This is a genomic window from Ruegeria sp. TASC047, from assembly GCF_059612445.1.
In genome coordinates this window covers 48,065-73,824 of the sequence record NZ_JBXWQP010000040.1, presented here as the reverse complement: position 1 = coordinate 73,824, position 25,760 = coordinate 48,065, and the positions used below count along the sequence as shown (strand labels likewise).

General features: G+C 57.2%; 28 protein-coding genes and 1 riboswitch. Of the genes, 10 read left to right on the top strand and 18 right to left on the bottom strand.

Going from position 1 to position 25,760, the window contains the following annotated elements; genetic code table 11:
* Positions 1-290 precede the first annotated feature (290 nt).
* The 5 genes from trpB to rpsA form a co-directional block, all read right to left on the bottom strand.
* Positions 291-1,538, bottom strand: a complete 1,248-nt coding sequence (trpB, locus tag AC2FLO_RS15695) for a tryptophan synthase subunit beta (RefSeq protein WP_267365446.1) — start codon at positions 1,536-1,538, stop codon at positions 291-293.
* A 98-nt stretch (positions 1,539-1,636) separates the two neighbouring features.
* The gene (locus tag AC2FLO_RS15690; protein WP_496753089.1) at positions 1,637-2,281 is read right to left on the bottom strand and encodes a phosphoribosylanthranilate isomerase; all 645 of its coding nucleotides are present in this window, start codon (positions 2,279-2,281) and stop codon (positions 1,637-1,639) included.
* 5 nt (positions 2,282-2,286) lie between these two features.
* On the bottom strand, positions 2,287-2,637 hold the full coding sequence (locus AC2FLO_RS15685; RefSeq protein ID WP_267365457.1) for a lipopolysaccharide assembly protein LapA domain-containing protein: 351 nt from the start codon (positions 2,635-2,637) through the stop codon (positions 2,287-2,289).
* Between the two features lie 7 nt (positions 2,638-2,644).
* On the bottom strand, positions 2,645-2,929 hold the full coding sequence (gene ihfB, locus AC2FLO_RS15680; RefSeq protein ID WP_050603110.1) for an integration host factor subunit beta: 285 nt from the start codon (positions 2,927-2,929) through the stop codon (positions 2,645-2,647).
* Positions 2,930-3,199: 270 nt separating this feature from the next.
* Positions 3,200-4,876, bottom strand: coding sequence for a 30S ribosomal protein S1 (rpsA, locus tag AC2FLO_RS15675; protein ID WP_480586004.1), 1,677 nt, complete (start codon positions 4,874-4,876; stop codon positions 3,200-3,202).
* A 630-nt stretch (positions 4,877-5,506) separates the two neighbouring features.
* Between rpsA and AC2FLO_RS15670 the strand changes: the two genes are divergently transcribed.
* Complete coding sequence (locus tag AC2FLO_RS15670) at positions 5,507-5,983, top strand: YHS domain-containing (seleno)protein (protein ID WP_496753090.1); 477 nt, start codon at positions 5,507-5,509, stop codon at positions 5,981-5,983.
* Positions 5,984-6,007: 24 nt separating this feature from the next.
* On the opposite strand, the gene AC2FLO_RS15665 is transcribed toward AC2FLO_RS15670, so the two are convergent.
* The 10 genes from AC2FLO_RS15665 to miaB form a co-directional block, all read right to left on the bottom strand.
* Positions 6,008-6,625: a (d)CMP kinase gene (locus tag AC2FLO_RS15665; protein ID WP_496753091.1), complete on the bottom strand. Its 618-nt coding sequence runs from the start codon at positions 6,623-6,625 to the stop codon at positions 6,008-6,010.
* Positions 6,622-7,968: a 3-phosphoshikimate 1-carboxyvinyltransferase gene (aroA, locus tag AC2FLO_RS15660; RefSeq protein ID WP_496753092.1), complete on the bottom strand. Its 1,347-nt coding sequence runs from the start codon at positions 7,966-7,968 to the stop codon at positions 6,622-6,624. Before aroA ends, AC2FLO_RS15665 begins: the two co-directional genes overlap by 4 nt.
* 68 nt (positions 7,969-8,036) lie before the next feature.
* On the bottom strand, positions 8,037-8,747 hold the full coding sequence (gene trmB, locus AC2FLO_RS15655; RefSeq protein ID WP_496753093.1) for a tRNA (guanosine(46)-N7)-methyltransferase TrmB: 711 nt from the start codon (positions 8,745-8,747) through the stop codon (positions 8,037-8,039).
* A gap of 96 nt (positions 8,748-8,843) precedes the next feature.
* Positions 8,844-10,025 (bottom strand): methionine adenosyltransferase, encoded by a 1,182-nt coding sequence (gene metK / locus AC2FLO_RS15650; RefSeq protein WP_496753094.1) that lies wholly within the window; start codon positions 10,023-10,025, stop codon positions 8,844-8,846.
* Positions 10,026-10,030: 5 nt separating this feature from the next.
* Positions 10,031-10,079, bottom strand: a riboswitch (SAM-SAH riboswitch).
* Positions 10,080-10,109: 30 nt separating this feature from the next.
* Positions 10,110-11,624: an apolipoprotein N-acyltransferase gene (lnt, locus tag AC2FLO_RS15645; protein ID WP_496753095.1), complete on the bottom strand. Its 1,515-nt coding sequence runs from the start codon at positions 11,622-11,624 to the stop codon at positions 10,110-10,112.
* The gene (locus AC2FLO_RS15640; protein ID WP_267366995.1) at positions 11,621-12,508 is read right to left on the bottom strand and encodes a hemolysin family protein; all 888 of its coding nucleotides are present in this window, start codon (positions 12,506-12,508) and stop codon (positions 11,621-11,623) included. The genes lnt and AC2FLO_RS15640 overlap by 4 nt, the downstream gene beginning before the upstream one ends.
* Positions 12,509-12,543: 35 nt before the next feature.
* Positions 12,544-13,038 (bottom strand): rRNA maturation RNase YbeY, encoded by a 495-nt coding sequence (ybeY, locus tag AC2FLO_RS15635; RefSeq protein ID WP_480585985.1) that lies wholly within the window; start codon positions 13,036-13,038, stop codon positions 12,544-12,546.
* Positions 13,039-13,074: 36 nt separating this feature from the next.
* On the bottom strand, positions 13,075-14,097 hold the full coding sequence (locus AC2FLO_RS15630) for a PhoH family protein (RefSeq protein WP_480494855.1): 1,023 nt from the start codon (positions 14,095-14,097) through the stop codon (positions 13,075-13,077).
* Positions 14,098-14,233: 136 nt separating this feature from the next.
* Complete coding sequence (locus tag AC2FLO_RS15625) at positions 14,234-14,998, bottom strand: outer membrane protein (RefSeq protein WP_496753096.1); 765 nt, start codon at positions 14,996-14,998, stop codon at positions 14,234-14,236.
* A gap of 173 nt (positions 14,999-15,171) precedes the next feature.
* Positions 15,172-16,491 (bottom strand): tRNA (N6-isopentenyl adenosine(37)-C2)-methylthiotransferase MiaB, encoded by a 1,320-nt coding sequence (miaB, locus tag AC2FLO_RS15620; RefSeq protein WP_267366917.1) that lies wholly within the window; start codon positions 16,489-16,491, stop codon positions 15,172-15,174.
* A 122-nt stretch (positions 16,492-16,613) separates the two neighbouring features.
* Here miaB and AC2FLO_RS15615 point away from each other — a divergent pair, with 122 nt between their 5' ends.
* Positions 16,614-17,477, top strand: coding sequence for a hypothetical protein (locus tag AC2FLO_RS15615; protein ID WP_267366914.1), 864 nt, complete (start codon positions 16,614-16,616; stop codon positions 17,475-17,477).
* 6 nt (positions 17,478-17,483) lie between these two features.
* Here AC2FLO_RS15615 and AC2FLO_RS15610 read toward each other — a convergent pair whose 3' ends face one another.
* Complete coding sequence (locus AC2FLO_RS15610; protein ID WP_496753097.1) at positions 17,484-18,281, bottom strand: phytanoyl-CoA dioxygenase family protein; 798 nt, start codon at positions 18,279-18,281, stop codon at positions 17,484-17,486.
* 83 nt (positions 18,282-18,364) lie between these two features.
* On the opposite strand from AC2FLO_RS15610, the gene AC2FLO_RS15605 reads away from it, so the two are divergent.
* Entirely contained in the window at positions 18,365-19,288 is a 924-nt protein-coding gene (locus AC2FLO_RS15605) for a LysR family transcriptional regulator (protein WP_496753098.1), read from the top strand.
* Here AC2FLO_RS15605 and irrA read toward each other — a convergent pair.
* The gene (irrA, locus tag AC2FLO_RS15600; RefSeq protein ID WP_267366106.1) at positions 19,266-19,682 is read right to left on the bottom strand and encodes an iron response transcriptional regulator IrrA; all 417 of its coding nucleotides are present in this window, start codon (positions 19,680-19,682) and stop codon (positions 19,266-19,268) included. The two genes, AC2FLO_RS15605 and irrA, sit on opposite strands and share 23 nt — an antisense overlap.
* A 188-nt stretch (positions 19,683-19,870) precedes the next feature.
* Between irrA and fabA the strand changes: the two genes are divergently transcribed.
* The 4 genes from fabA to AC2FLO_RS15580 are packed head-to-tail and all read left to right on the top strand — an operon-like array spanning position 19,871 to position 22,676.
* On the top strand, positions 19,871-20,380 hold the full coding sequence (fabA, locus tag AC2FLO_RS15595; RefSeq protein ID WP_480585969.1) for a bifunctional 3-hydroxydecanoyl-ACP dehydratase/trans-2-decenoyl-ACP isomerase: 510 nt from the start codon (positions 19,871-19,873) through the stop codon (positions 20,378-20,380).
* A 31-nt stretch (positions 20,381-20,411) separates the two neighbouring features.
* The gene (gene fabB / locus AC2FLO_RS15590; protein ID WP_496753099.1) at positions 20,412-21,641 is read left to right on the top strand and encodes a beta-ketoacyl-ACP synthase I; all 1,230 of its coding nucleotides are present in this window, start codon (positions 20,412-20,414) and stop codon (positions 21,639-21,641) included.
* Between the two features lie 5 nt (positions 21,642-21,646).
* Positions 21,647-22,438, top strand: coding sequence for an enoyl-ACP reductase FabI (locus AC2FLO_RS15585; RefSeq protein ID WP_496753100.1), 792 nt, complete (start codon positions 21,647-21,649; stop codon positions 22,436-22,438).
* 58 nt (positions 22,439-22,496) lie between these two features.
* Complete coding sequence (locus tag AC2FLO_RS15580; protein ID WP_267366102.1) at positions 22,497-22,676, top strand: hypothetical protein; 180 nt, start codon at positions 22,497-22,499, stop codon at positions 22,674-22,676.
* A gap of 33 nt (positions 22,677-22,709) precedes the next feature.
* On the opposite strand, the gene AC2FLO_RS15575 is transcribed toward AC2FLO_RS15580, so the two are convergent.
* Positions 22,710-23,138, bottom strand: coding sequence for an FKBP-type peptidyl-prolyl cis-trans isomerase (locus AC2FLO_RS15575; protein WP_496753101.1), 429 nt, complete (start codon positions 23,136-23,138; stop codon positions 22,710-22,712).
* A 126-nt stretch (positions 23,139-23,264) separates the two neighbouring features.
* On the opposite strand from AC2FLO_RS15575, the gene AC2FLO_RS15570 reads away from it, so the two are divergent.
* The 3 genes from AC2FLO_RS15570 to AC2FLO_RS15560 are packed head-to-tail and all read left to right on the top strand — an operon-like array spanning position 23,265 to position 25,752.
* Positions 23,265-23,951 (top strand): haloacid dehalogenase type II, encoded by a 687-nt coding sequence (locus tag AC2FLO_RS15570; protein ID WP_496811722.1) that lies wholly within the window; start codon positions 23,265-23,267, stop codon positions 23,949-23,951.
* Complete coding sequence (locus AC2FLO_RS15565; RefSeq protein ID WP_496753102.1) at positions 23,951-24,781, top strand: alpha/beta fold hydrolase; 831 nt, start codon at positions 23,951-23,953, stop codon at positions 24,779-24,781. Before AC2FLO_RS15570 ends, AC2FLO_RS15565 begins: the two co-directional genes overlap by 1 nt.
* A complete protein-coding gene (locus AC2FLO_RS15560) occupies positions 24,778-25,752 on the top strand; it encodes a threonine ammonia-lyase (RefSeq protein ID WP_496753103.1) in 975 nt (324 codons plus the stop codon). Before AC2FLO_RS15565 ends, AC2FLO_RS15560 begins: the two co-directional genes overlap by 4 nt.
* The last annotated feature ends 8 nt before the right edge of the window (positions 25,753-25,760 follow it).

Below are 25,760 nucleotides of genomic sequence, written 5' to 3'. Positions count from 1 at the left end.
CTCCAATTGGAAACCTTCGGGCGCAGGTTGAACGGGGTAATATCGCTTGTGGACGATTCTTTGACCGGGTTCCGTCGGGTCCAAGAAGATCGCCTGCGAGGGCCAACATACGGTGACCAAACCGGATGCCACACCAGGGCAGGAACAACAATCCGCCTGCGCCCATTAAAACACCAATTAGATCCGAAGGCCATTTCGGAGCAGCATTACAATCAAGGGTGGACCGAAGGGTGTTCCGGCAGCTTGATTGGTCGAGATTGTAAACCGGGGCATGTGGCCCCGGTGTGAAATCAACCGGCCGTGCGGCCTTCGGTGTCAGACATGTCGAAGTTCAGGTATTTTGCGACGGTCTGAACATCCTTGTCACCGCGTCCACACATGTTCATGCAGATCAGGTGGTCCTTGGGCAACTCGGGCGCGATCTTCATGACATGCGCCAGAGCGTGGCTGGGTTCCAGCGCCGGAATGATACCTTCGGTGGCACAGCACAGCTGGAATGCCTCAAGCGCTTCCTTGTCGGTAATCGAGACGTAAGTCGCGCGACCAACCTCATGCAACCAGGAATGTTCGGGCCCGATACCCGGATAGTCCAGACCGGCCGAGATCGAATAGCCTTCCAGAATCTGCCCGTCATCATCCTGCAGCAGATAGGTGCGGTTGCCATGCAGAACGCCCGGACGACCGCCTGTCAGCGAGGCGCAATGCTCCATCTTTTCGTTTACACCTTTACCGCCGGCTTCAACGCCGATGATATTGACGTCCTTGTCATCAAGGAATGGGTAGAACAAGCCCATCGCGTTCGAGCCGCCGCCGATTGCCGCAATGATCGTGTCGGGCAGACGGCCTTCGGCCTTCATCATCTGCTCTTTCGCTTCCTTGCCTATGATCGACTGGAAATCACGCACCATCGCCGGGTATGGGTGCGGACCGGCCACTGTGCCGATGCAGTAGAACGTATCGCGCACATTGGTCACCCAGTCACGCAGCGCGTCATTCATCGCGTCCTTCAGCGTACCGCGACCCGAGGTCACAGGGATCACCTCGGCCCCCAGCAGGCGCATACGAAACACGTTCGGGGCCTGACGTTGCACGTCATGGGCACCCATATAGACGATGCATTTCAAACCAAATTTCGCGCAGACCGTGGCTGTGGCCACACCGTGCTGCCCTGCCCCGGTCTCGGCAATGATCCGGGTCTTGCCCATGCGTCGCGCCAGAATGATCTGGCCCAGCACGTTGTTGATCTTGTGTGCGCCGGTGTGGTTCAGCTCATCACGTTTCAGATAGATCTTCGCCCCGCCCAGATGCTCGGTCAGGCGTTCCGCGAAATACAGAGGTGAGGGGCGGCCCACATAGTTGGCCCACAGATCATCCATCTCGGCCCAGAAGGTCGGATCATCCTTGGCTTTGTTGTATTCCTCTTCCAGTGACAGGATCAGCGGCATCAGCGTTTCGCTTACAAAACGCCCGCCGAAGATGCCAAAGCGCCCTTGCTCGTCAGGGCCGGACATGAAGGAATTGAAAAGATCGTTGGCCATGGGTGTCTCCCTCGTCGTACCTGACTGTCATAGGTGGTCGTCGCGGGATTTGCCATGGCAAAACGCACCATGTCGCCCCCTGGCAGCGGCAAACAAAATCAGCGTGTCGCGTCGATAAATGCCTGTATCAGTCCAGCGTCCTTCACGCCCGGCGCGCTTTCAACACCCGACGCCACATCGACTTGCCGCGCACCCGTCATGCGGATCGCCTCAGCGACATTGTCTGGGTTCAGACCACCGGACAACATCCACGGCCTGCGCCAATACTTGCGACCTGCCAGCAGCCGCCAGTCAAAAGGAAGACCGTTGCCGCCGGGAAGTTCCGAATTCTTCGGCGGCTTTGCATCGATCAGAAGCTGGTCTGCAACTTCGGAATACAGATCAATCGCAGCCAAATCCTCGGCCTCGGCCACACCGATCGCCTTGATGACGGGCAGGCCATAGCGCAGCTTGACCTCCGCCACACGCTCGGGGCTCTCTCCGCCGTGAAGCTGCAACATATCCAGCGGAACCCCCGCGACAATCTCATCAAGCTGCGCGTCCGAGAAATTCACGGCCAGAGCGACCTTGGCGACGCCGACTGGTACTTCGGCGGCCAACGCCGCGGCTTGCGGTATCGGTGCGTAACGGGGCGATTTGGGAAAAAAGTTGAACCCGACATAGCGCGCACCGGCTGCAACGGCTGCGCGCACATGTTCTGAGGCGGTCAAACCGCAGATTTTAACGGACACATCGGTAGACATAAGCCTCAGCTGGCCTCATCAAGCAGGGCCAGAACATCATCCTTACCCTCGTTCTGCTTTTTCTTGAGCTTCTTGACTTCGCGTTCAAGCTTGCGGACTTCGCCCTTTTTCACGGTCGCATCGCGGCGGTGTTTATGTTCCCGCAGCCACTCCCACATGAAACCGATGATCAAACCGGCGACAACGCCACCCAGAACGACCAGAAAAAGCGGTAAAGAGGTACTGACGTTAAAGCCCAGAAGCTCGGCCAGAGCATCGGGCATCAGTTTCAGTTCAACAGACTGAACATTCGCCAGGGACACGGAAATCAGAACGATCCCGAGAGTCCCAAGAAAAGCATATCGAAGGTAACGCATCATGAGGTCAGGCTTTACCGTTCAAACGATCCCTGAGCAACTTACCAGTTTTGAAAAATGGCACACATTTTTCCTCGACCTGAACGGTTTCACCGGTACGGGGGTTGCGCCCAACGCGGGCATCCCGCTTTTTCACCGAAAACGCGCCAAAGCCACGCAGTTCGACCCGGTCGCCGCGCGCCATGGCATCGGTGACTTCTTCGAACACGGTGTTCACAATCCGCTCGACATCACGCTGATAGAGATGCGGGTTTTCGTCAGCGATTTTCTGAATCAGTTCTGAACGGATCATTCGTGATACCCTCCCAGGCAGCCGGTGTGACAGGTCTACTGTTTTCACAGTATAGGAAAAAACCCAGATCGGGGGAACGGATACTCTGCGTGTTGAGGCTTTATTTTGCCATATTCTCACGCGAAATTTTGCCCGACAGGCCGATTTACACACTTCAAGCGCGAACATTATCGAGTTTAAGCAGCGTGTTTGGAACATGTTGATTCGCAACAAAAACGGCCCCGCACTTCCATGCGAGGCCGTAAATCATGCTTGGGATGCGCCCCGGGCTTAGTCGCCCGACTTCAGCGCTGCACCCAGAATGTCGCCCAGCGACGCGCCCGAGTCGGAAGAACCGTACTGTTCCACGGCTTCTTTCTCTTCTGCGATCTCGCGTGCCTTGATCGACAGACCCAGACGACGGGTCTTGCTGTCGACGTTGGTTACGCGGACATCAACCTTGTCACCGACCGAGAAACGCTCGGGGCGCTGTTCGGAACGGTCACGCGACAGGTCGGAACGACGGATGAACGACTTCATGCCTTCGTACTCGACCTCGATGCCGCCATCTTCGATTGCAGTCACTTCGACAGTGATGACCGAGCCACGCTTCACGCCGCCAACGGCTTCTGCGAACTTGTCACCGCCCAGAGCTTTGATCGACAACGAGATACGCTCTTTCTCGACATCCACTTCCGAGACAACGGCCGAAACCATGTCGCCCTTGCGGTAGTTCTGGATCGCATCCTCGCCACGCTCGTCCCAGGACAGGTCCGACAGGTGAACCATGCCGTCGATGTCTCCTTCGAGACCGATGAACAGACCGAATTCGGTGATGTTCTTGACTTCGCCTTCGACTTCGGTGCCCTCGGGGTGGGTTTCTGCAAACACTTCCCATGGGTTGCGCTGAGTCTGCTTCAGGCCCAGAGACACGCGGCGCTTGGCACCGTCGATTTCCAGAACCATGACGTCGACTTCCTGGCTGGTCGAGACGATCTTGCCGGGGTGGACGTTTTTCTTGGTCCAGGACATCTCGGACACGTGCACCAGACCTTCGACACCGGCTTCCAGTTCGACGAATGCGCCGTAGTCGGTGATGTTGGTGACGCGACCCTGATGGACCGAGCCCAGCGGGTACTTGGCAGCAACCAGATCCCACGGATCTTCCTGAAGCTGCTTCATGCCCAGGCTGATGCGGTGGGTGTCTTTGTTGATCTTGATGACCTGAACCTTGATGGTTTCACCGATCGTCAGGATCTCGGACGGGTGGTTCACACGACGCCATGCCATGTCAGTGACGTGCAGCAGGCCATCAACACCGCCCAGGTCAACGAATGCACCGTATTCGGTGATGTTCTTGACCACGCCCTCGACGTTCTGACCTTCGGTCAGGTTGCCGATGACTTCGGCGCGCTGCTCGGCACGCGATTCTTCCAAGATTGCGCGGCGCGACACAACGATGTTGCCACGGCGGCGGTCCATTTTCAGAATCTGGAACGGCTGCTTCAGACCCATCAGCGGGCCTGCGTCGCGTACGGGGCGTACGTCAACCTGCGAACCGGGCAGGAATGCAACTGCGCCACCCAGATCGACGGTGAAGCCACCTTTGACGCGACCAAAGATAGCGCCTTCGACGCGCTGGTCGTCGGCGTATGCTTTTTCCAGACGGTCCCATGCCTCTTCACGGCGGGCCATCTCGCGCGAGATGACGGCTTCGCCACGGGCGTTTTCTGCGGCACGCAGGTAAACTTCGACCTCGTCGCCGACAGCGATTTCAGGGGCTTCGCCGGGATTTGCGAATTCTTTCAGATCAACGCGGCCTTCCATTTTATAGCCTACGTCGATGATGGCTTGACCGGCTTCAATCGCCAGAATCTTGCCTTTGACAACAGAACCCTCTTCGGGCGTGTCCATTTCGAAGCTTTCATTCAGGAGGGCTTCGAATTCCTCCATGGATGCGTTAGCCATGTGGCGTTCATTTCCTTTACAATACGTTTTTGCTGGCCGAGCGGTTGTCTCCGCCGGTCTTGTTTCATGATGCCGTCTGGCGTGACCCGGTGCGCCCCTGAGCAAACAAACACAAAGGGCCGAGGTAACCCGGCCCTGCTCAGAAACGTCATCCGGACGTTGACCGCCCTTGTATCGACAGCGCGCGTATAGGCTGAATCTTGAACCGGTGCAAGTGCAAAGCCTATGGTGCGCGGCAGCGCGCGCAAGAACTCCTGCCTAACGCTGATCCCCAATGCGATATGGCAATCTGAACGATAGCGGGTTCTGACTGAACAAGTCTGCATGGTCTGCGGCAGGTTCTTGTCAAAAGGAATCCTGGTTCCGGGAACCGAACCACGCGGCTGAGCCTCAGCTTGCAACGCAAAGGTGACATGTCTCAACGTTCCGCGCGTCAACCAGCGCCCGGCTTCCTACGTCTCGGGATGGATGGTGGGAATTTGGAGATTGAACGCTAGCCATTCGCCTGTTTGTACGATCTGCAAGATCTGGCGACGTATCTGAGATTAAACGTTCCGCATCCTTTCCCTAATTTTGCCTTATCGGTCGACAAATCGGTCGACCCGAAACCAGAACCAAAGGGAAAATATCATGAAATCTCTCATCTTTGCCGCCATGGCGACTGCAATTGCCCTGTCCACACCAGCCTTTGCCGCTGACGAAATCAACGTGTCCAACGGCCTTTCAGCCGCCGGTGCGCCGCTGGCCGCGCATGGGGTTGATCTGGTTGCATTGGTCAATGATGGCAACCCGGTCGAAGGCTTCGCCACTCACTCGTCAACTTATGACGGAGCCTCCTATTATTTCACGTCCGCCGCGAACCGTGAAGCGTTCGAGGCAAACCCTGCCGCATACCTGCCGCAGCACGGTGGCTTCTGCTCATTCGGCGTATCGGTCGGCAAGAAGTTTGACGGTGACCCGGATCAGTACCTTGTCGCAGACGGAAAATTGTTTCTGTTCCTGAACGCGGAAACCCGGGCAGCCTTTTTGAAGGACGTTGTCACCACCGCAAAAACGGCGGATAACCAATGGGCAAATATCAAAAGCGTCGCCGTGGGCGAGCTGTAAGACCTGACCCGTTTGCCCGCGGCGTTAACGCGTCGCGGGCAGTTTTGCGTTGATCACCTCAAGGGCTTTGGCCAACGCCGCCTCGATACTCAGATCGGTGGTGTCCAACTGCACGGCATCCTCAGCGGGTTTCATCGGAGCGGTGCTGCGCTCAGCATCCCGCGCGTCCCGTTCTCTGACGTCCGCCAGAACCTGTTCACGGGTTACGTCAGCGCCTTTTGCACTAAGCTCCAGGAAGCGCCGCTCGGCGCGCACTTCTGCACTGGCTGTTACAAACAGCTTCACTTCGGCATCTGGACAAATCACCGTGCCAATATCACGACCGTCCAGAACGGCCCCACCTGCCCTGCGGGAAAAGGCGCGCTGAAAATCGACCAAGGCAGCGCGAACCTCTGGAAGAACCGCCACTTTGGAAGCTGCCTGCGCAACGTCGGCGGTGCGCAGGTCGCCCTTCTCAAGCTCCTTTGCGGTCAGAGACTGCGCGGCTTCAATCGCGCTTTCCCCCTCAAGCGTACGCCTTCCGACAGCGCGATACAGCAAACCCGTGTCCAGATGAGCAAACCCGAAATGCGCCGCCACGGCCTTTGATATCGTGCCCTTGCCCGCAGCCGCTGGTCCGTCAATGGCAACCGTGAAACTCAAGTGCGCTCTACCTTTGCACCCAGCGACTCCATCAGTGGTTCAAAGATCGGGAACGACGTCGCGATCGGGCCGCCGTCATCCACACTCACGGGGCTCTGTGCACCCATACCCATCACCATGAACGACATGGCGATGCGGTGATCCAGAAAGCTTTCGCAGGTGCCTCCACCCGGAACGTTGCCGATGCCCAGCCCTTCAACCGACCACCAGTCATCACCTTCGGCAACAGTCACCCCGTTGGCGCGCAGGCCACGGGCCATGGCGTCAATCCGGTCGCTTTCCTTCACGCGCAGCTCTTTCACACCGCCCATCATCGTTGTGCCTGTGGCATTTGCAGCCACTACCGACAGAACCGGGTATTCATCGATCATTGAGGCGGCACGCTCGGAAGGAACGTCGATGCCTTTCATGTCGGGCGAGTACTTGGCGCGCAAATCGGCGACTGGCTCGCCCCCCTCTTCGCGTTCGTTTTCATAGGTCAGATCAGCGCCCATCTCGCGCAAGGTCGTAAAGAGGCCCGCGCGTGTGGGGTTCAATCCGATCCCAGGCACCAAAACATCGGATCCAGGTGTGATCAACGCCGCGCAAACCGGAAAAGCCGCACTGGACGGATCGCGCGGTACAGCGATGACCTGCGGCTTCAGTTCCGGGCGACCGGTCAAAGTGATAACTCGGCCCTCGTCGGAATCCTCGACGGTGATCTCGGCACCAAATCCAGCCAGCATCCGTTCGGAATGGTCACGCGTGGCCTCTTTCTCGATCACAACGGTCTTTCCGGGAGCATTCAGACCCGCCAGCAGAACGGCAGATTTCACCTGCGCCGACGGCACAGGAACTTCGTATCGCACAGGGGTCGGGTCCGCCGCGCCAACGATGGTCATCGGCAAGCGCCCGCCGGATCGCCCAACCGATTCTGCCCCAAACAGGGCCAGAGGGTCTGTAACACGCGCCATGGGGCGTTTGTTCAGGCTGGCATCACCGGTAAATGTCGCAGTGATCGGAGAGGTCGCCATCGCCCCCATGATCAGCCGCACACCGGTTCCCGAGTTGCCACAGTCGATCACCTGACCCGGTTCGGCGAAGCCACCGACACCCACGCCGTGCACTGTCCATTCCCCGTTTCCGTGATCTGTGACCTCGGCACCGAAGGCACGCATCGCCTTGGCGGTATCCAGAACGTCTTCGCCCTCCAGCAAGCCCGAAATCCGGGTTTCACCCACGGCCATTGCGCCAAGGATCAGCGACCGGTGCGAAATCGACTTGTCGCCGGGCACCTCTGCCATGCCGGTCAGCGGGCCGCAGGGATGCGAGGTCATCGGGATGGGCGTGCCGTGTCCGGACATGAGGGCTCCTTTTGCGCTATCAGTGCTCAAGCCGATTAGCGAATTGACGCCCGTTGGTCCAGCGGCAATCAGCCTTTGCGTCGGAAGGTCAGGTAGTGAGGTGTCCGACCCTCGCGTAGCGCCTTCTGCTCGTATCGCGTAGAGATCCAGTCGTTCCACGGTTCGCGCCAGTCCGAAGGTCGTTCGGCCAGCCATTCAAACCCGGCGCGCGGAACCTCTTCCAATGTCTGACGCACGTAATCGGGAATGTCAGTAGCAACCCGGAAGATCGCCCCGGGTTTCAGCACCTTTGCCAATGGCTCAAGATGTTCCTGGGTTACAAATCGACGGCGATGATGCCGCGTTTTGGGCCATGGATCGGGATAGAGAAGGAACGCGCGCGAAATGCTGGCCTCTGGCAGCACGTCGAACAGATCGCGCGCATCGCCAGGGTGCACGGCAAGGTTTTCAACACCTGCCTGACGGATTTTGCCCAGCAGCATGGCAACACCGTTGATGTATGGCTCGGCCCCGATGATGCCAATGTCAGGATTGTTTTGCGCCTGGTGCACCAGATGCTCACCACCGCCAAAGCCGACTTCCAACCAGACCGGCTTGCCGCCGAACAGACCGTCCAGGTCTAGCGGCCTGCGTTCAGGGTTGGTGTCCCAGTCCACAGCACCGGGCGACAATTCAGCCAGATCTTCGTTCAGATAGGTTTTTTGACTGGGCTTCAGGGTCTTGCCCTTGAAGCGGCCATAAAAGTTTCTGCGCGGGCGTTGTGGGGTATCGGTGCTCATGGCGGTGGCCATACTGCGCAGCGGAGTACGTTGCAAGAGCGTGCACCGCCCCAAAGAAAAAGCGCGCCCCTGAAGGCGCGCTTTGGATTTTTCAGATCAAACTGCTGATTTCAGCGCGTCGACCAGATCAGTGCGTTCCCAGCTAAAACCGCCATCCGCATCCGGTTCGCGGCCAAAGTGCCCGTAAGCCGCTGTACGCTGGTAGATCGGCTTGTTCAGCTGAAGGTGCTGACGAATGCCGCGGGGTGTCAGATCCATGATCTGACCAACTGCTTTTTCGATCGCCGCATCTGCAACCTGACCCGTGCCATGCGTGTCTGCATAGATCGACAGCGGCTTCGATACGCCAATGGCATAGCTCAACTGAATGGTGCAGCGCTCAGCCATACCGGCGGCTACGACGTTTTTCGCCAGGTAGCGCGCGGCATAGGCCGCCGAACGGTCAACCTTGGTCGGGTCTTTGCCCGAGAAAGCACCGCCACCATGCGGGGCTGCGCCACCATAGGTATCCACGATGATCTTACGACCGGTCAAACCCGCGTCGCCATCCGGCCCGCCAATAACGAATTTGCCGGTCGGGTTGACGTGCCATTCGGTATCAGCCGACAGCCAGCCTTCGGGCAGAGTTTCTCGGATATAGGGTTCAACAATGGCGCGGATATCATCCGACGTAAGCGCCTCATCCAGATGCTGCGTCGACAGAACGATCGAGCTGACACCGACTGGTTTGCCGTCTTGATAAACGACGGACAACTGAGATTTCGCATCCGGCCCCAGTGCAGGCTCGGTGCCGTTCTTGCGCACTTCGGCCAGACGCCGCAGGATTGCGTGCGAATACTGGATCGGCGCAGGCATAAGCGCAGGCGTTTCTGTTGTGGCAAAGCCAAACATGATGCCCTGGTCGCCAGCGCCTTCGTCCTTGTTGTCCGCGGCATCCACGCCCTGCGCGATATGGGCGGATTGTTCGTGCAGAAGGTTCGTCACCTCGACTGTTTCGTGGTGGAACTTGTCCTGCTCATATCCGATGTCTTTCACGCACTCGCGCGCGATTTCTTCGATGCGGCCCATGTAGTCATGCAGTTTGTCCTTGTCCGACAGACCAACTTCGCCACCGATAACGATGCGGTTGGTCGTGGCAAAGGTTTCGCAGGCCACGCGCGCCTCAGGCTCTTCGTTTAGAAATGCATCAAGGACAGCATCCGAGATACGGTCACAGACCTTATCCGGGTGCCCTTCAGAAACGGATTCCGAAGTAAAAGTATAGTTCTGTCGGGACATAAATGTGCTCCATTAAGGTTTCTCCGCCACGCCAGGAAGCCGTTGTGGCAGACCACAGACGCATACGCTTGCCCAAAGTTGGGGTCAATCTCTAATCGCCCGGTTGCCGCGGGCACCAAACAGCGCCATCGCCAGAATAAACAGTAAGACAACAACGATCGGACTGTCCCCAATACGTGCATAAGTCGTGCGACGGTGTGGTTGCGGCAGCACGGCGTCCACATATCCTGCCTCACCCAGAGCCAACGACGCAGTCACCCGACCCAATGGGTCAATCATGGCCGATACACCGGTATTGGCCGAACGGATCATCGGCAAGCCCTGCTCAATTGCCCTCATCCGGGCTTGCAACAGGTGTTGAAACGGTCCCGACCGCGTACCAAACCACGCGTCATTTGTGATCTGCAATAAGAAGTCAGCCCGACCCGGCGCACCATTCACATCTTGCGGGAAAATGGCTTCGTAGCAAATCAGGGGCAATGCGCTTCCAAGCTTGCCGAGGTCCAACAGGGCGGGGCCCGGCCCCGCGCTGAACCCGTGCCCGGTTGTGGCAGCCAGACCACTGACCCCGAAACGCCCCATCAGTTCACCCAAGGGGACGTATTCACCGAAAGGCGCCAAGTGGTGTTTGTCATACAACCCTGCCTGACGCCCGGTTTCATCCAGATAGACCAGCGAGTTGAAAATTCTCGGGCCTTCTGCGCGCTGAATCCCCAATATCACCGGCACACCCTGCGCGGCATCCGCAACAGTTGACAGAAACGGTTGTGCGCTACCTAACCAAGCTGGAACTGCGGTCTCGGGCCAGACAATCAGGTCGGGTCTGGGAAAGGCTGCGGTATATTCAACCTGACGCGCAAAAAACAAAGGCGCATATGCCGGATCCCATTTTTGGTGCTGGGGGGCATTCGGCTGAACCACGCGAACCAGATGCGAACCGTCCTGAACGACGGGTCGCGTCGACCCATAAGTAATCGCCAGCGCGGCCATCGCGACTGTAAAACCCAGGGTCCGCGCCAAACCGTTCAAGGGTTTATCCTGCGCCAATGCCGCGCCAATTGGGAATGTTGCGGCAAAGGTCAGCGCGTTCAACCCATTTGGCCCAACCAGAGACAGCACCTGAGCCACCGGTGTACCCACCCAGATCTGCGCGACGCCAGCCCATGGAAAGCCGGTCAGCACATATCCACGCGCCACCTCGGCCAGGGACAAGACTGCAACTAGTAATATGCCCTGACGAATGGGCGTGGCACCAATTTTTCGCGACAGGCCAAAGGCGGCAGCCCAGAACAAGGCCAGTCCGCCCGCTAAGAACACCAACGCAAACGGGGCCATCCAGGCATGGCGTTCAGCATCTACCTGAAACGGCTCAATGATCCAGCCAAGGGCATGGGCAAAATAGCCGGTCGCGAAGGCCCAGCCGACCCATGCCGCCCGGCTTCGGGTTTCGCTGGCAAGGAAAATTGGCACAATCAGGACCAGAGCCAAAACGGTTGCGCCCCAAAACAGATGAGGCGCCTGACCAAACGCACCTGCCCCGCCAAGGGTGGCAGCGACCAACAATCTCAACGATAATGGCCAGCCCCGTATTGGGGTCATGCAGCAACGTCCGGCAGCATGACGCGCAGCCGTTTGATACGGCGTGGATCGGCTTCGATCACTTCGAATTCCGGGCCCTCTGGGTGAATGACAACCTCACCCCGCGCCGGAACGCGGCCGGAGAGCATAAAGACAAGCCCGCCCAGAGTATCAATTTCCTCTTCGTCGACGTCTTCATGACTGGTCAGAGACCGGCCAATCTCGGCCTCGAAATCTTCGAGCGGCACACGCGCCTGTACCACATAGCATCCGGGCTTTTCCTGCACCCAAAGCTGGTCTTCATCCGCATCGTGCTCGTCAGCGATTTCACCCACGACCTGCTCGATCAGGTCTTCGATCGTCAGCAGACCATCAACGCCGCCATATTCATCAATCACCAATGCCATGTGACGCCGCTCGGTTTGCATCTTGGTCAACAAGACGCCGATTGGCATGGATGGTGGCACGAACAATAGCGTCCGCAGCATAGAAGTCAGATCAAACTTTTTACCCCCACCGTTGAAACCGTGGGTCAGAGCAAAATCCTTGAGGTGAACAAAACCAAGCGGTGTATCCAAGGTTCCCTCATAGACTGGAATCCTCGACATACCACTGCTTCGGAAAACGTCCGCCAGTTCATCTTTTGTGATCGTCGAAGGTACCGAGACGATTTCAGCGGTAGGGATGGCAACATCCTCAACGCGCATCCGGCGCAGGTTAATCATCCCGCGTGGCTGCGCCACAGCCGCGTTTTGTCCGTTCACCGTCTGGTCCGGTTGAGTATCATCGCTCGAAAACACTTCGAGGATTCGAGAAAACAAACCGGTTTTCTCTTCCGTTTCAGTACTGCTGTCCTGAGGTTGCGCGCTTTGCGCCGCCCTAGAACTGCCTTCTATTTCGCCCATTACCTTGTTCCAACTGATCGGGTCTTGAACCCACATTATACCTTATATGGGTCATCAATACCCAATTTGCCAAGTATCTTGACCTCAATCCCTTCCATCAAGGTGGCATCGGGGTCACGAATGTGATCATAACCCAGCAAATGCAACGTTCCGTGAACAAGCAAATGGGTCACGTGATCACTCATTGCCTTGTTGGCTTCGGCCGCCTCTCGGGCGCAGGTGTCATAGGAAATCGCAACATCGCCCAGAACAATCTCGCCGGTAAAGTCCGGCTCTGGCAGGCGTGGTGATTGCCCTGGCTCGTCCGGAGCCAGGTTTTCCGCAGGCCAGCTCAGCACATTGGTGGGCGTCGGTTTGCCGCGAAATTCTGCGTTCAGTTCTGAAATCCGCGCATCGTTGCACCCCAGAATACTGACTTCGCACAGCTCCGGGGCCAAACCGCAATGGGTCAGAACGGCGTTAATCGCCTTTTGTGACAAGACCTCAAGATCTTGCCACCTTTCGTCTTCGAAAATGAGATCCAGGGTCATCTTACCGCACAACAGCCTCGTTAACGGGCTATGTGCTCACGTGGTTTCACGGCCCGCATCGGCCTCATACGCCTCGATGATTGCAGCGACAAGCGGGTGGCGCACCACATCTTTCGAAGTGAAGTAGTTGAAACTAATATTCGGGATCGTTTTCAACAACCTCTCGGCGTCCGCCAGACCCGATTGAACGCCACGCGGCAAATCGACCTGTGACCGGTCACCGGTGATGACCATGCGGCTTCCTTCGCCCAGACGGGTCAGAAACATCTTCATCTGCATCGTGGTGGCGTTTTGCGCTTCGTCCAGAACCACAAATGCGTTGGCCAGCGTACGACCGCGCATAAAGGCCAGCGGAGCGATTTCGATTCGTTTCTCTTCGATCAGCTTGGCCAACTGTTTTCCGGGCAGAAAATCGTTCAGCGCGTCATAAAGCGGCTGCATGTAAGGGTCGACCTTGTCCTTCATGTCGCCTGGCAGATAGCCCAGTTTCTCGCCCGCCTCGACCGCCGGACGGCTCAGGATGATTCGATCCACATGTCCGCCGATGAACATCGAAACACCGACCGCCACCGCCAGATAGGTCTTACCCGTCCCCGCCGGGCCAATTCCAAAGGCCAGCTCATTCTTGAACAGTGACTGGACATAGGCTTTCTGGGCGTCGGTGCGCGGCTCAACCAGCTTCTTGCGGGTCTTGATCTCGACAGAACCGCCCTTGAACATCTCAAGCTGATCGCCATCGCGGCTTCCGGTTCCCTGCTCCGAAACACCCATCCGCAACTCGCGATCGACGTCTGCGGCCTCAACCTCGCGCCCACCTTCAAGCCGTGTATACAGCGATTGAAGCACTTCAACCGCCTGTTTCTGAGCATCTTCATCGCCCATAACAACCAACTGATTGCCGCGACGTACAATCTGGACCGAAAGCTTGGTTTCGATCTCGGCCAGATTGCGGTCATATTCACCGCATAGGTCAATCAGCAATCGGTTGTCGGGAAATTCTACGAACGCCTCATGTTGGGGCATTTCATCTTGCGGTGGGGTCAGGGCACCGATGGCCAATCCGCTCTCCTGTCTTGGCTGTTCACCCCGAGCGTAGACAACAAATCTTGGTAGGCGCAAGCCACAGTTTCAAAAATAAACGCTGAGATGTCATAACAGCCGATTTAACGGTGATCGGTTGCCGATTGGGCGAACATCAGAAGGTATAGTTCAGCCCGAATCTCAAGCCGCTGTATTTTGGTGTGGACTTTGTGGAAAAGCCAGAACTGAACTGGATGTTTTTTGATTGGAATTGGACATATTCATATTCGCCCGTAATCGACCAATTGTCGGACAACTTATGCTCGGCCCCTATGCTTGCCGAATAACCGTTCCGCCGATCTGACGCCGAGAAATTCTGAACCGTCGGGCCCAATGCCAAGCTGTTGGTTGTTTCCACATCGCCCCACAGATATCCGACACTGAAGAAATACAGAATTCGTCCGCTGCGGTTTGTCAGACCATTACGAAATCGGACTGCCAGAACATCCGAAATCTCTGTTCCGCCTTGCACATTGACGCCGCCGATCCGCCTGCTGACAGTGTCGTCCAGGGAACCGAATTCATACCCGACTTCAAAGCCATAGACATAGTCGCGCCCACCGCTAGCAGGTAAAATACCACGCCACCCCCCCCGGAGCCCACCGTATGTCCCCGACAAGTCCTGATCACCGATATCAAACTGCCTGCTGGGCGTTGTCAGGCCAAACCGATCATCCCCGCCGGACCCATACCCGCCTGTAAGTCCCAGGTAAAAAGCGCTGACATCGGTGCTGAATCTTTCCGGGCCTACCACTTCCGGATCGGTTACCTCACCTTTCAAATCACCGGCCATGGATGCGGCGGCAATCAATGTAACAGTGGCAGTTAGCGTCAGAGTTTTCAACCTGCTCAGGTTCCCAAAGCTCTTGATAGTCGTCACTCGTACCTCCCTCATCCCGTTTTCCGGGACCGGCATATTGCCGATTTGCAGACGCAAATCCTTGCGCCCAAAAAAACCATGGCTCCTCTCGGAGCATAGTTCCAAGCAATAAATCAAGGGTAAATTTTGGAAACAAACACCAACTATGGTGTCCGGGAGGTGTTTACACCGACCTACAACAACTCACCGGCCAGAGAATTCGCCCCCGACTCGGTGATCCGGACTTCTCTCAAGTCACCCGTGGCGATCTCTGGTCCTTTTACGTGCACCGAATGCAAATATTCGGACTTTCCAACCATCTGCCCGGACAAGCGACCCGGTTTTTCGAAAAGAACGCGGACAGTGCGTCCGACCATACCGTCCTGAATCTCTCGCTGATGGCGCGTGATCAAGGCCTGAAGCCGCTGCAACCGTTCATCTGCCGCAGCCGGATCAACCTGCAACCGTTCAGCTGCCGGGGTTCCCGGACGTGTGGAGTATTTGAAGGAATAGGCATAGCCGTATTTGACCTCTTCGACCAAATCCATCGTGGCCTGAAAATCATCTTCGGTCTCTTCTGGGAAACCAACAATGAAGTCCCCCGACATCACGATATCAGGACGCGCCGCACGAATGCGTTCGACCAGCCGCAGATAGCTTTCTGCCGTATGGCTACGGTTCATCCGCTTGAGGATACGGTCCGAACCCGACTGAACCGGCAGGTGCAGATAAGGCATCAGCTTGTCACAGGTGCCATGCGCCTCAATCAGATCGTCGGCCATGTCGTTTGGGTGCGAGGTCGTAAAGCGGATGCGTTCCAGCCCGTCGACCTTGTTCAGTTCCCAGATCAAGCCGGCAAGCGTCATGTCACCATTCGCCCCGGCACCGTGATAGGCGTTGACGTTTTGGCCCAGCAACGTGATCTCGCGCACCCCGCGTTCGACCAGATCATGGGCTTCGCGAATGATGCGATCGGCTGGGCGGCTGACTTCAGCACCGCGTGTATAAGGAACCACGCAGAAGGCGCAGAATTTATCGCAGCCTTCCTGAACAGTCAAAAACGCTGTCGGTCCGCGCTTGGCCTTGGGGCGGTTTTTCAATTTTTCGAACTTGTCTTCTTCCGGGAAATCCGTGTCCAGCGCCTTTTCGCCCGCTCGGGTCTTTGCCTCCATCTCGGGCAGGCGGTGATAGCTTTGCGGGCCGACCACCAGATCAACCAAAGGCTGGCGGCGCATGATCTCTTCACCTTCCGCCTGAGCGACACAGCCCGCCACGCCGATTTTCAGATCAGGCTTCTCGGCCTTCAGACCCTTGAAGCGCCCCAGTTCGGAATACACTTTTTCTGCCGCTTTCTCGCGGATGTGGCAGGTGTTCAGCAGGATCATATCCGCATCTTCGGGGGTCTGGGTTTCAACGTAGCCCTGCCCGCCCAGCGCCTCGGACATGCGTTCGCTGTCATAGACATTCATCTGACAGCCATAGGTCTTGATAAACAGCTTCTTCGGTTCGGACATGAGACGGGCCTTTGCATTCGCTGGACCGGCGTCGTCTATATGCTTCGAACGCCGCTTGCAATGCGGGCGCAATTACCCGAATTTGGCGGAACTTTCCAGCAAGACAAAACTGAAAACAGCCGATGCAATACGATTCCCTCGACCATTTTCTGAAAGCCGGGCAGCCCGCAATGGCGCAAGGCCCCGTTGCGATGGTCTTTGCCGAGGATGAGGTCGAGTTGGAAAGTACTCTGCATCACCATCTGAAACTTGGGTTCAAATCCGTTATCGCCTTCATGCCTCAGGAGTTCCGACTGGAGCCCGCGTTGATCGACCGCGTGCATCGGGTCACGTTGAAATGCGTTCCCCGAACGATGGTTTTCGATACCCTGAACAGAATAATTCAGGCCGCACCCGGCATCTGGATGTATTACTGCTATAACGCCGAGTACCTGTTCTTTCCGTTCTGCGAAACGCGCAGCATTGGCGAAATGCTGGCCTTTCACAGCGAAGAACGCCGCAATGCTATGCTGAACTACGTCATCGACCTTTATGCCGAGGATCTGACCGCTTTTCCCAACGGTGTCGCCCCCGAACAGGCTTTGTTCGACAAAACGGGTTACTATGCCCAATCACGCCGCGACCCTGACGGCCAACCGCTGGACCGCCAGGTGGACCTGTCGGGTGGTTTGCGCTGGCGGTTCGAGGATCACATTCCCTATGAGCGCCGTCGCATCGACCGCATCGCCCTGTTCAAGGCGCAAAAGGGCCTGATCCTGAAATCGGACCACACGTTCAATGAGCCGGAATACAATACCTATTCCTGCCCATGGCACCACAACATGACCGCGGCTATTTGTTCCTTCCGCGCCGCGAAGGCGCTCAAAACAAATGCCGGGTCGACTTTTGACATTCCGAATTTTAGCTGGCGCAACTCTGTGCCTTTTGAATGGCACTCGCGGCAGTTGCTGGATCTGGGCCTGATCGAATCAGGCCAGTGGTTCTGAAGCGTCTCAGCGCTGAAACAGGACCGGAAACCAGTCTTCGCGAAGACGCTGCCCCGGTGTCATGCCATGGCCGGTAAAAGGTGGAGAGGTTCTGCCTGGACGCTCTACATACCGTGCGTCATCGCCGACCAGCCGCAGAGAAAAGGCGCGGCGACGGCTATCCGAGTGGTTACCCCGCGCACCGTGAAGGGTGCGATAATTGAAGGCAACGGCGTCACCGGGGTCCATTTCGAATTCAACGACTTTCATGCCCTCGGCATCTGGGTCCGGCACGGGGATGTACTGCCCTTCATCCGGGAAAAAACCTTCCTCGGAAACCCAGCGGGTTGGCAGCACCTCTTTCTCCCACCGGTGAGAACCTGCGACACAGCGCAACGTCGCCTGCCTAACCGGATCCAGCGGAGACCAGAAGCTGATGGTTTGCTGACCTTCAACGAAGTAATATGGGCCATCCTGATGCCAGGGCGTGGCCATGGATGTACCGGGCTCTTTTACCAATACGTGGTCGTGAAACACCTGCACGTTTTTAGACTGCATCAGGTCCGCTGCGACCTCGGCCGCAGGCGAGTTTTCGATCACCTCACGGAACTGTGGGATGCGGGTCCAGTTGCAGTAATCGTCAAAGAACAGACCCGTTTGACCCTCTTTCTTGTTTTCTGATGCATACGGGCCAGGCTCTGCCATATTCGCGGCCACACCCTTCCGCAGTTGATCCACATAGTCTGCAAACAGCCCTTTGATAAGAACGACGCCATCATCCTGATAGGTTGTGATCATTTCTTGGGTAACAAGCGGGTGAGGCATCCGGGTCTCCATTCGTTTTCCAATCTTTTGCGTTGAAGATGTGTTCTATTCAAATCATATCTTTCGAAGTTATAATTAACTTCATGTTATATATTTCACTGCGTCAGTACGAATATGTTTGCGCGGTCGGGCGCCACGGCAGCCTGTCCGCAGCCGCACAATACCTGAATGTATCGCAACCAGCCCTGTCCACAGCCCTGACGCGTGTCGAAGCACATTTGGGTCACCCTCTGTTCATCCGCCGCCGAGGTTCGGCCATGGCGCTGACGCCTCAGGGGCGAAAATTCATCGATCAGGCAGAGACCCTTCTGAAAGACGCAGCCCAAATCGAGTCATCAGAAACACCGTCGCCGGGCACGACACGTCTAAGACTGGGGTGTTTTACGGACCTCGCCCCCTTCCTATTGGCACCCGCCCTGCACCATTTGCGCGACACTTTTCCAAACATCGCAATCACATACTTTGCTGCGTCCTTTGAAGGGCTGCTGAACAGATTGATTGATGGCCAGATCGATATTGCCATCACCTATGAGCTGACAATGGATGCCGGGTTCACACGAACAAAACTGTTCGACAGTCGACCAAAGGCCCTAATGCCACCGGATCATCTGTTGGCGACAGCGGGCATGGTCTCACTGGCTGACTTGGCTGCTCACCCGTTGATCCTGTCAACAGAAGGCTGGTCAGCCCAACACATCCTCAGTCTCTTTCGGCGCAACGGTCTGCACCCGACTGTCGCGCATAGGGCGGCATCGATTGAGATCCAGCGCAGTCTTGCCGCCCATGGCGAAGGGATCGGGATCAGCTATACCAGCCCGCTCAACCCGGTCAGTTATGACAATAAACGTCTTGTCAGTGTTCCGATCAGCAATCAGGACGCAACTGAATCGGTTGTACTTGCGCGCCACGGAACAGGGCCCGCTGACGCGACGATTGATCAGGTTGAACGTTTGTTGTTGGCGAGTTTGAAAGGCGGTCTTGGCGCTACTTTTTGCGCAGGCGAATGACAACGTCGACCGAGGCAATCTCGACCCCTTCGGGTGCTTCGGGCAGGCGCTGGATCACCAATTGGTCCGACGGCGCGTCACTCAGGCGCGCCTCATCCTCCCAATAAAAATGAGGGTGATCATGCGTATTCGTGTCGAAGTAGCTTTTTGACCCGTCCACGGTGATTTCCTGCAGAACGCCAGCGTCGCAAAACGCGCGCAGGGTATTGTAAACCGTCGCCAGTGAAACAGCGTCGCCATTCGCCTTGGCCGATTCAAACAGGCTCTCGGCGGTGACGTGACGATGGCGGCCATCGCCCACCAAAAGCTCGGCCAACGCCACGCGCTGACGCGTCGGACGCAGGCCAGCGTTCACCAGCCAACCCGTTGCTATATCGCCGCTCTGCGGTGTCATTGATCCGATACCCATAGTTACTTCCATTATATATAGGAGCGCATGGTTGGCAATTTCAAATGAAATTCATTCGCAAAGAACGCGGCATACACAACATGATGTGGCCGCTGCTCTTGCAGGACCTTGCAAACGGGTGCTAGACGAGGCCAGATATAACGAACGGACCCACGGCAGGAGAGGCGGCAAGAATGGCCCAGTTCCCAAGCAGTTTTGACAAAGACGATCTGCTGAAATGCGCCCGCGGCGAATTATTTGGCCCCGGCAATGCACAATTGCCCGCCCCGCCAATGCTGATGATGGACCGGATTACCGACATCTCGGAAGACGGTGGCCTGCACGGCAAGGGCCATGTGCTGGCCGAGTTCGATATCACCCCTGAACTTTGGTTCTTTGACTGCCATTTTCCCGGCAACCCAATTATGCCGGGCTGCCTGGGCCTTGACGGTCTATGGCAGCTGACCGGTTTCAACCTTGGTTGGCGCGGATGGCAAGGGCGCGGCATGGCCGTCGGCGTGGGCGAAGTGAAACTGACCGGTATGGTTCGTCCAGACCGCAATATGCTAACGTATAAAATCGATTTCAAGAAAGCGATTCAGACACGTCGCCTGACCATGGGTGTGGCAGATGGAATCGTCGAAGCCGATGGCGAGATGATCTATGATGTCAAAGATATGAAGGTCGTTTTGTCCGAGGCCTGAGCCTGACCGACCCGAAATAAGGAGTGCGCACATGCGTCGAGTAGTCGTCACCGGTCTGGGGGTAGTATCTTCGATCGGGAATAATGCCCAAGAGGTTCTGGCCTCGCTCAAAGCAGGCAAGTCCGGGATCGAAGCCAGCGAACAGATGGCGGAACACGGATTTCGCAGTCAGATCGCGGGAACGCTCAAGATTGACGTGGCTGAACACGTGGACAAACGCACCCTACGCTTCATGGGTCCGGGCGCGGCTTACGCTCATATCGCCATGTCTCAGGCCATTGCAGATTCCGGTCTGACCGAGGATCAGGTGGTCAACCCGCGCACAGGTCTGGTGGCTGGGTCTGGCGGCCCGTCGACAAGCGCGATGCTGACCGCGCATCAGACGGTTCTGAGTACCGGTGCAACCAAGCGGATCGGGCCGTTCGCTGTGCCGAAATGCATGTGCTCGACAATCTCGGCAAACCTGGCGACCGCGTTCAAGATCAAGGGTATCAACTATTCGATCACCTCGGCCTGCTCGACTTCGCTGCATTGCATCGGCAACGCAGCCGAACAGATCATGCTGGGTAAACAGGACGTCATGTTTGCTGGCGGCGGCGAAGAACTGGACTGGACGCTTTCGTGCCTGTTCGATGCGATGGGCGCGATGTCGTCGAAATACAATGACACGCCCGACAAAGCCTCGCGCGCGTTTGACGAAAACCGTGACGGGTTTGTGATTTCCGGTGGCGGCGGCATCCTCGTTCTGGAAGAGCTGGAGCACGCGCTGGCCCGCGGCGCAAAGATTTATGCCGAAGTCACCGGCTATGCTGCTACCTCGGATGGCCACGACATGGTGGCCCCTTCGGGTGAAGGCGGTGAGCGCGCGATGCGGCTGGCGCTGGCCACATTGCCCGAAGGTCGCAAAGTCGGCTATATCAATGCACATGGGACCTCGACCCCTGTCGGTGACGTAGGCGAAGTAGAGGCTGTGCGCCGCATCTTCGGTGAAGGCAATGTGCCACCGATTTCTTCGACCAAATCGATGACTGGCCACGCGCAAGGCGCGGCAGGAGCGCTTGAGGCGATCTTCTGCCTGCTCATGCTGGACAATGATTTCATCACGCCGTCGATCAATGTCGACACACTCGCCCAAGGCATCTTGCCCGGTGAAATTGCAACTGAAGTGGTTGAAAACGCAGGACTGGACAGTGTCATGACCAACAGCTTCGGCTTTGGCGGCACCAACGGGTCCATGATTCTGTCTAAGTATAACGGGTGAAAGTGATGTCGGATCTTCTCAAAGGTAAGCGCGGCCTGATCATGGGCGTGGCCAATGACCGCTCAATCGCGTGGGGTATTGCCAAGGCCATGCACGAGGCAGGCGCAGAACTGGCCTTCACCTATCAGGGCGAGGCTTTCGGCAAACGGCTGGAACCTCTCGCTCAAAGCCTTGGCAGCGATTTCATGGTGGATGCCGATGTGACCGACGACGAGTCACTGGACCGCGCCTTTGGTGAGCTGGCTCAGCGTTGGCCCACCATCGACTTTGTTGTTCATGCCATTGCGTATTCGGATAAATCCGAGCTGACAGGCCGGTTTCTGAATACCACGCGGGCGAACTTCAAACACTCGATGGACGTGTCGGCCTATTCTTTCATCGAGGTGGCACGCCGCGCCTATCCGATGATGAAGGACTATGGGGGTTCGCTGCTGACGCTGACCTATCAGGGATCAAACCGGGTGGTACCGAACTACAACGTCATGGGTGTTGCCAAGGCGGCGCTGGAATCGGCGACCCGTTATCTGGCCAATGACCTTGGCCCGGATGGTATCCGCGTGAACGCAATCTCACCGGGACCGATGAAAACCCTTGCCGGTGCCGCCATTGGCGGGGCGCGCAGGACATATAAGTTCTGCGATCAGAATGCGCCGATGCGTTCGAATGCCACTCTGGAAGCTGTTGGCGGGACCGCAGTTTACCTGACATCTGATGCGGGAGCCTGCACGTCCGGAGAAATCATCCGCGTTGACGGTGGTTTCCACGTTCTGGGCATGCCGCAACCCGATTTCATGTGACCATATCTTTCCCTGCCGCCGCCAAGATTTCACCATCTTTGGGCGGCAGGACTTCGATATGAGCAAGCTAGATCAAATCATTGCAAACAACGCACGATCAGTGCAAAGCCGGAAAAAGTCCGGTTTCCTCAGCCAGCGGGCCAGAGTGCTGCTGCTTGCGCTGACATCATTGCTGCTGGTGTTTGTCTTTTTCACCCAGCCACAGGTACGTGCAGCTGTTGAAGCTTTGATCGGCTGAAGTCCGGGCGGGCGTTCCAACCCGAACTATGTCTCAATTGATCGAGACGACTTCAATCTCAAACACCAGATCCTGACCGGCCAACGGATGGTTTCCATCCAGGGTCACAGTCGCTTCGTTGGCGTCCACAACTGTCACAGGTACGGCCTGACCGTCCGGTGTCTGCATCTGCAGTTGAGTGCCCGGATCCAGCGGAATATCCTCGGGAATACCCTCGCGGGGGATTTCCTGACGCATCGCAGGGTTGATCGGGCCGTAGGCGTCGGTGCAGGCAATCTCGACCCGTTTCTTGTCACCTGTGGACAAACCGGGCATGGCACTGTCCAGACCGGGAATGATCTGGCCCGATCCTACCACGAACTCCAACGGATCGCGCCCATCCGAACTGTCAAAGACTTTGCCATCCAACAATGTCCCTGTGTAATGGATGCGAACCGTGTCACCTTGCTTGATTTCTGTCATAGTGGCCTCCGGCCGTTTTTAGGGGTTAAGCGGCCAACCCTAGAGATTGACACAAAGTTGTAAACCCTTGGCCCTTTCCCCCCATTCCGTGTTGTGCCAACCTGCGCGCAATCAAAGGAGGGTCATATGGCAATCACGACCTGCGTGTTCGACGCCTACGGAACGCTGTTTGATGTTGCGGCCGCCGCCCGGCAGGCAGCAGGCGAGCCGGGGTTCGAAGCCCTGAAAGACAAATGGCCCGAGGTCGCTGGGCATTGGCGCCTGAAGCAATTGCAATACACATGGCTGCGTGCTGTGGCGGATGCCCATGCGGATTTTTGGGATGTCACGCAGGACGGGCTGGACTGGGCGCTGGAAGGTGCCGGCCTTCAGGGCAACCCAGAATTGCGCCAACGCCTGCTGGATCTTTATTGGGAGTTACAGGCCTATCCCGAAGTTCCTGTCATGCTGAAAGCCCTCAAGGATGGCGGGATGCAGACTGCCATCCTGTCCAACGGATCACCGCCCATGCTGGACGGCGCTGTTCAGTCCGCCGGGATCGGCGATGTGCTGGATGACGTGCTCTCGGTCGAAAGCGTTGGGGTCTTCAAGCCCCATTCCCGTGTCTATGATCTGGTTCAGAACAGGTTTGACTGCGCCCGAGACGAGGTCTTGTTCGTCAGTTCAAACGGCTGGGATGCCGCAGGGGCCAGCGGTTATGGTTTTGTCACCGCCTGGGTCAATCGGATCGGGGAACCAATGGACCGGCTGCCGTGGACGCCAGCGCATGTACTGTCTGACTTGACCACCATTCCCAAACTGGCTGGTCTTTAATGCCGGACTTTACGACTTCGGACGGCAAGCGCATCTATTTCGAAGACCATGGATTGGGCACGCCGCTTTTGTGTCTGGCCGGATTGACCAGAAACAGCCGGGATTTCTCGTATTTTGCACCACATGCCACTGAGCTGCGCATGATTGCTATGGATTACAGGGGGCGCGGTCGCTCGGACTACGACCCCGATTTCATGAACTACAACGTCTTTCGTGAATCCCATGACGCGATTGAACTGCTGGATGTACTGGGCATCGAAAAAGCGGCCATTCTGGGCACCTCGCGGGGCGGACTGATTGCCATGGCATTGGCGGCAAGCCACCCCGAACGTTTGGCCGGTGTGATTCTGAACGATGTGGGGCCGGTCATCGAGACGTCAGGCATCGCCAAGATCATGGCCTACGTGGGCGCACAACCCACCGCGAAAACCTATGACGAAGCTGCTGCTGCCCTGAAACATGTGATGGAGCCGCAATTCCCCGGAGTTCCCCTGGAGATCTGGCGCAAACAGGCCGAAATTCAATACAAACAACAAGGGGACAGGCTGGCGCTGCGCTATGACCCGGCCCTGCGCAAAGCGCTTCTGGAACAGGCCGCGAGCGGTGCCATACCCGATTACTGGTTGTTTTTTGAAGCGCTGCGCAACATTCCCTGCGGCGCGATCAGGGGCGCGAACTCGGACATTCTGAGCGCAGAAACACTGGCTGAGATGCACCGGCGGCATCCCGGTCTGATCTCGACCGATGTGCCGGATCGCGGGCATGTTCCGTTCTTGAATGAGCCTCAATCTCTGGATGTCATCAAAAAGGTATTGAAGAACGCTGCATGAGCACAATTGAAATGATCGAAGCCGCGGCCAAACGGCTTAAGGGACATGTCCGCGAGACACCAATTCTGTCGTCGCCATTTCTTGACGCGATCGCCGGGCGCCGAATTTGGGTCAAGCCGGAATGCCTGCAACATACGGGCAGTTTCAAGTTTCGGGGGGCTTGGTCTGCCATATCCGCGCTGGACGAAGACATACGCCAGCGCGGCGTGATTGCCTATTCCTCGGGCAACCACGCGCAGGGCGTTGCGATGGCGGCGTCGAAACATGGAATTGCTTCGGTCATTGTCATGCCGTCGGACGCGCCGCACCTGAAAATCGAAAACACCCGCGCGCTTGGGGGTGAAGTTGTTCTTTACGACCGCGCAAACGAAAGCCGCGAAGAGATCGGGGAAACCATCGCCGCCGAACGCGGGCTAACCCTGATCCGGCCATATGACGAGCCTCAGGTGATTGCGGGACAAGGTGCCACCGGCTTGGAAATCGCCAGACAGGCAGCGGAACTTGGGGTTTCTCAGGCGGATGTTCTGGTCTGTTGTGGTGGTGGCGGCCTCACCTCTGGCATTGCGCTGGCACTTGAAAAACACGCCCCCGACCTAAGGGTACGCCCGTGCGAACCAGAAGGGTTCGATGACGTAAAACGATCACTGGCAACGGGACGGATTCAGAACAACAACGCGGCATCAGGCAATATTTGCGATGCCATCCTGACACCGCAACCCGGCGACATCACCTTTCCCATCCTCAACCGTCTTTGCGGGCCCGGTATTTCGGTCACCGAAGACGAGGCGCTGCGGGCCATGGCACTTGCTTTCCTGCGCCTCAAGATCGTGCTGGAGCCCGGCGGCGCAGTTGCATTGGCCTCGGCCCTGTTCCGGGGCGACGAGATTGAGGGCGACGACGTGATCGTGGTCACTTCGGGCGGTAACGTCGATCCGGATGTTTTTGCCAGGGCGTTGGAATTCCTGACCTGACAGGCACC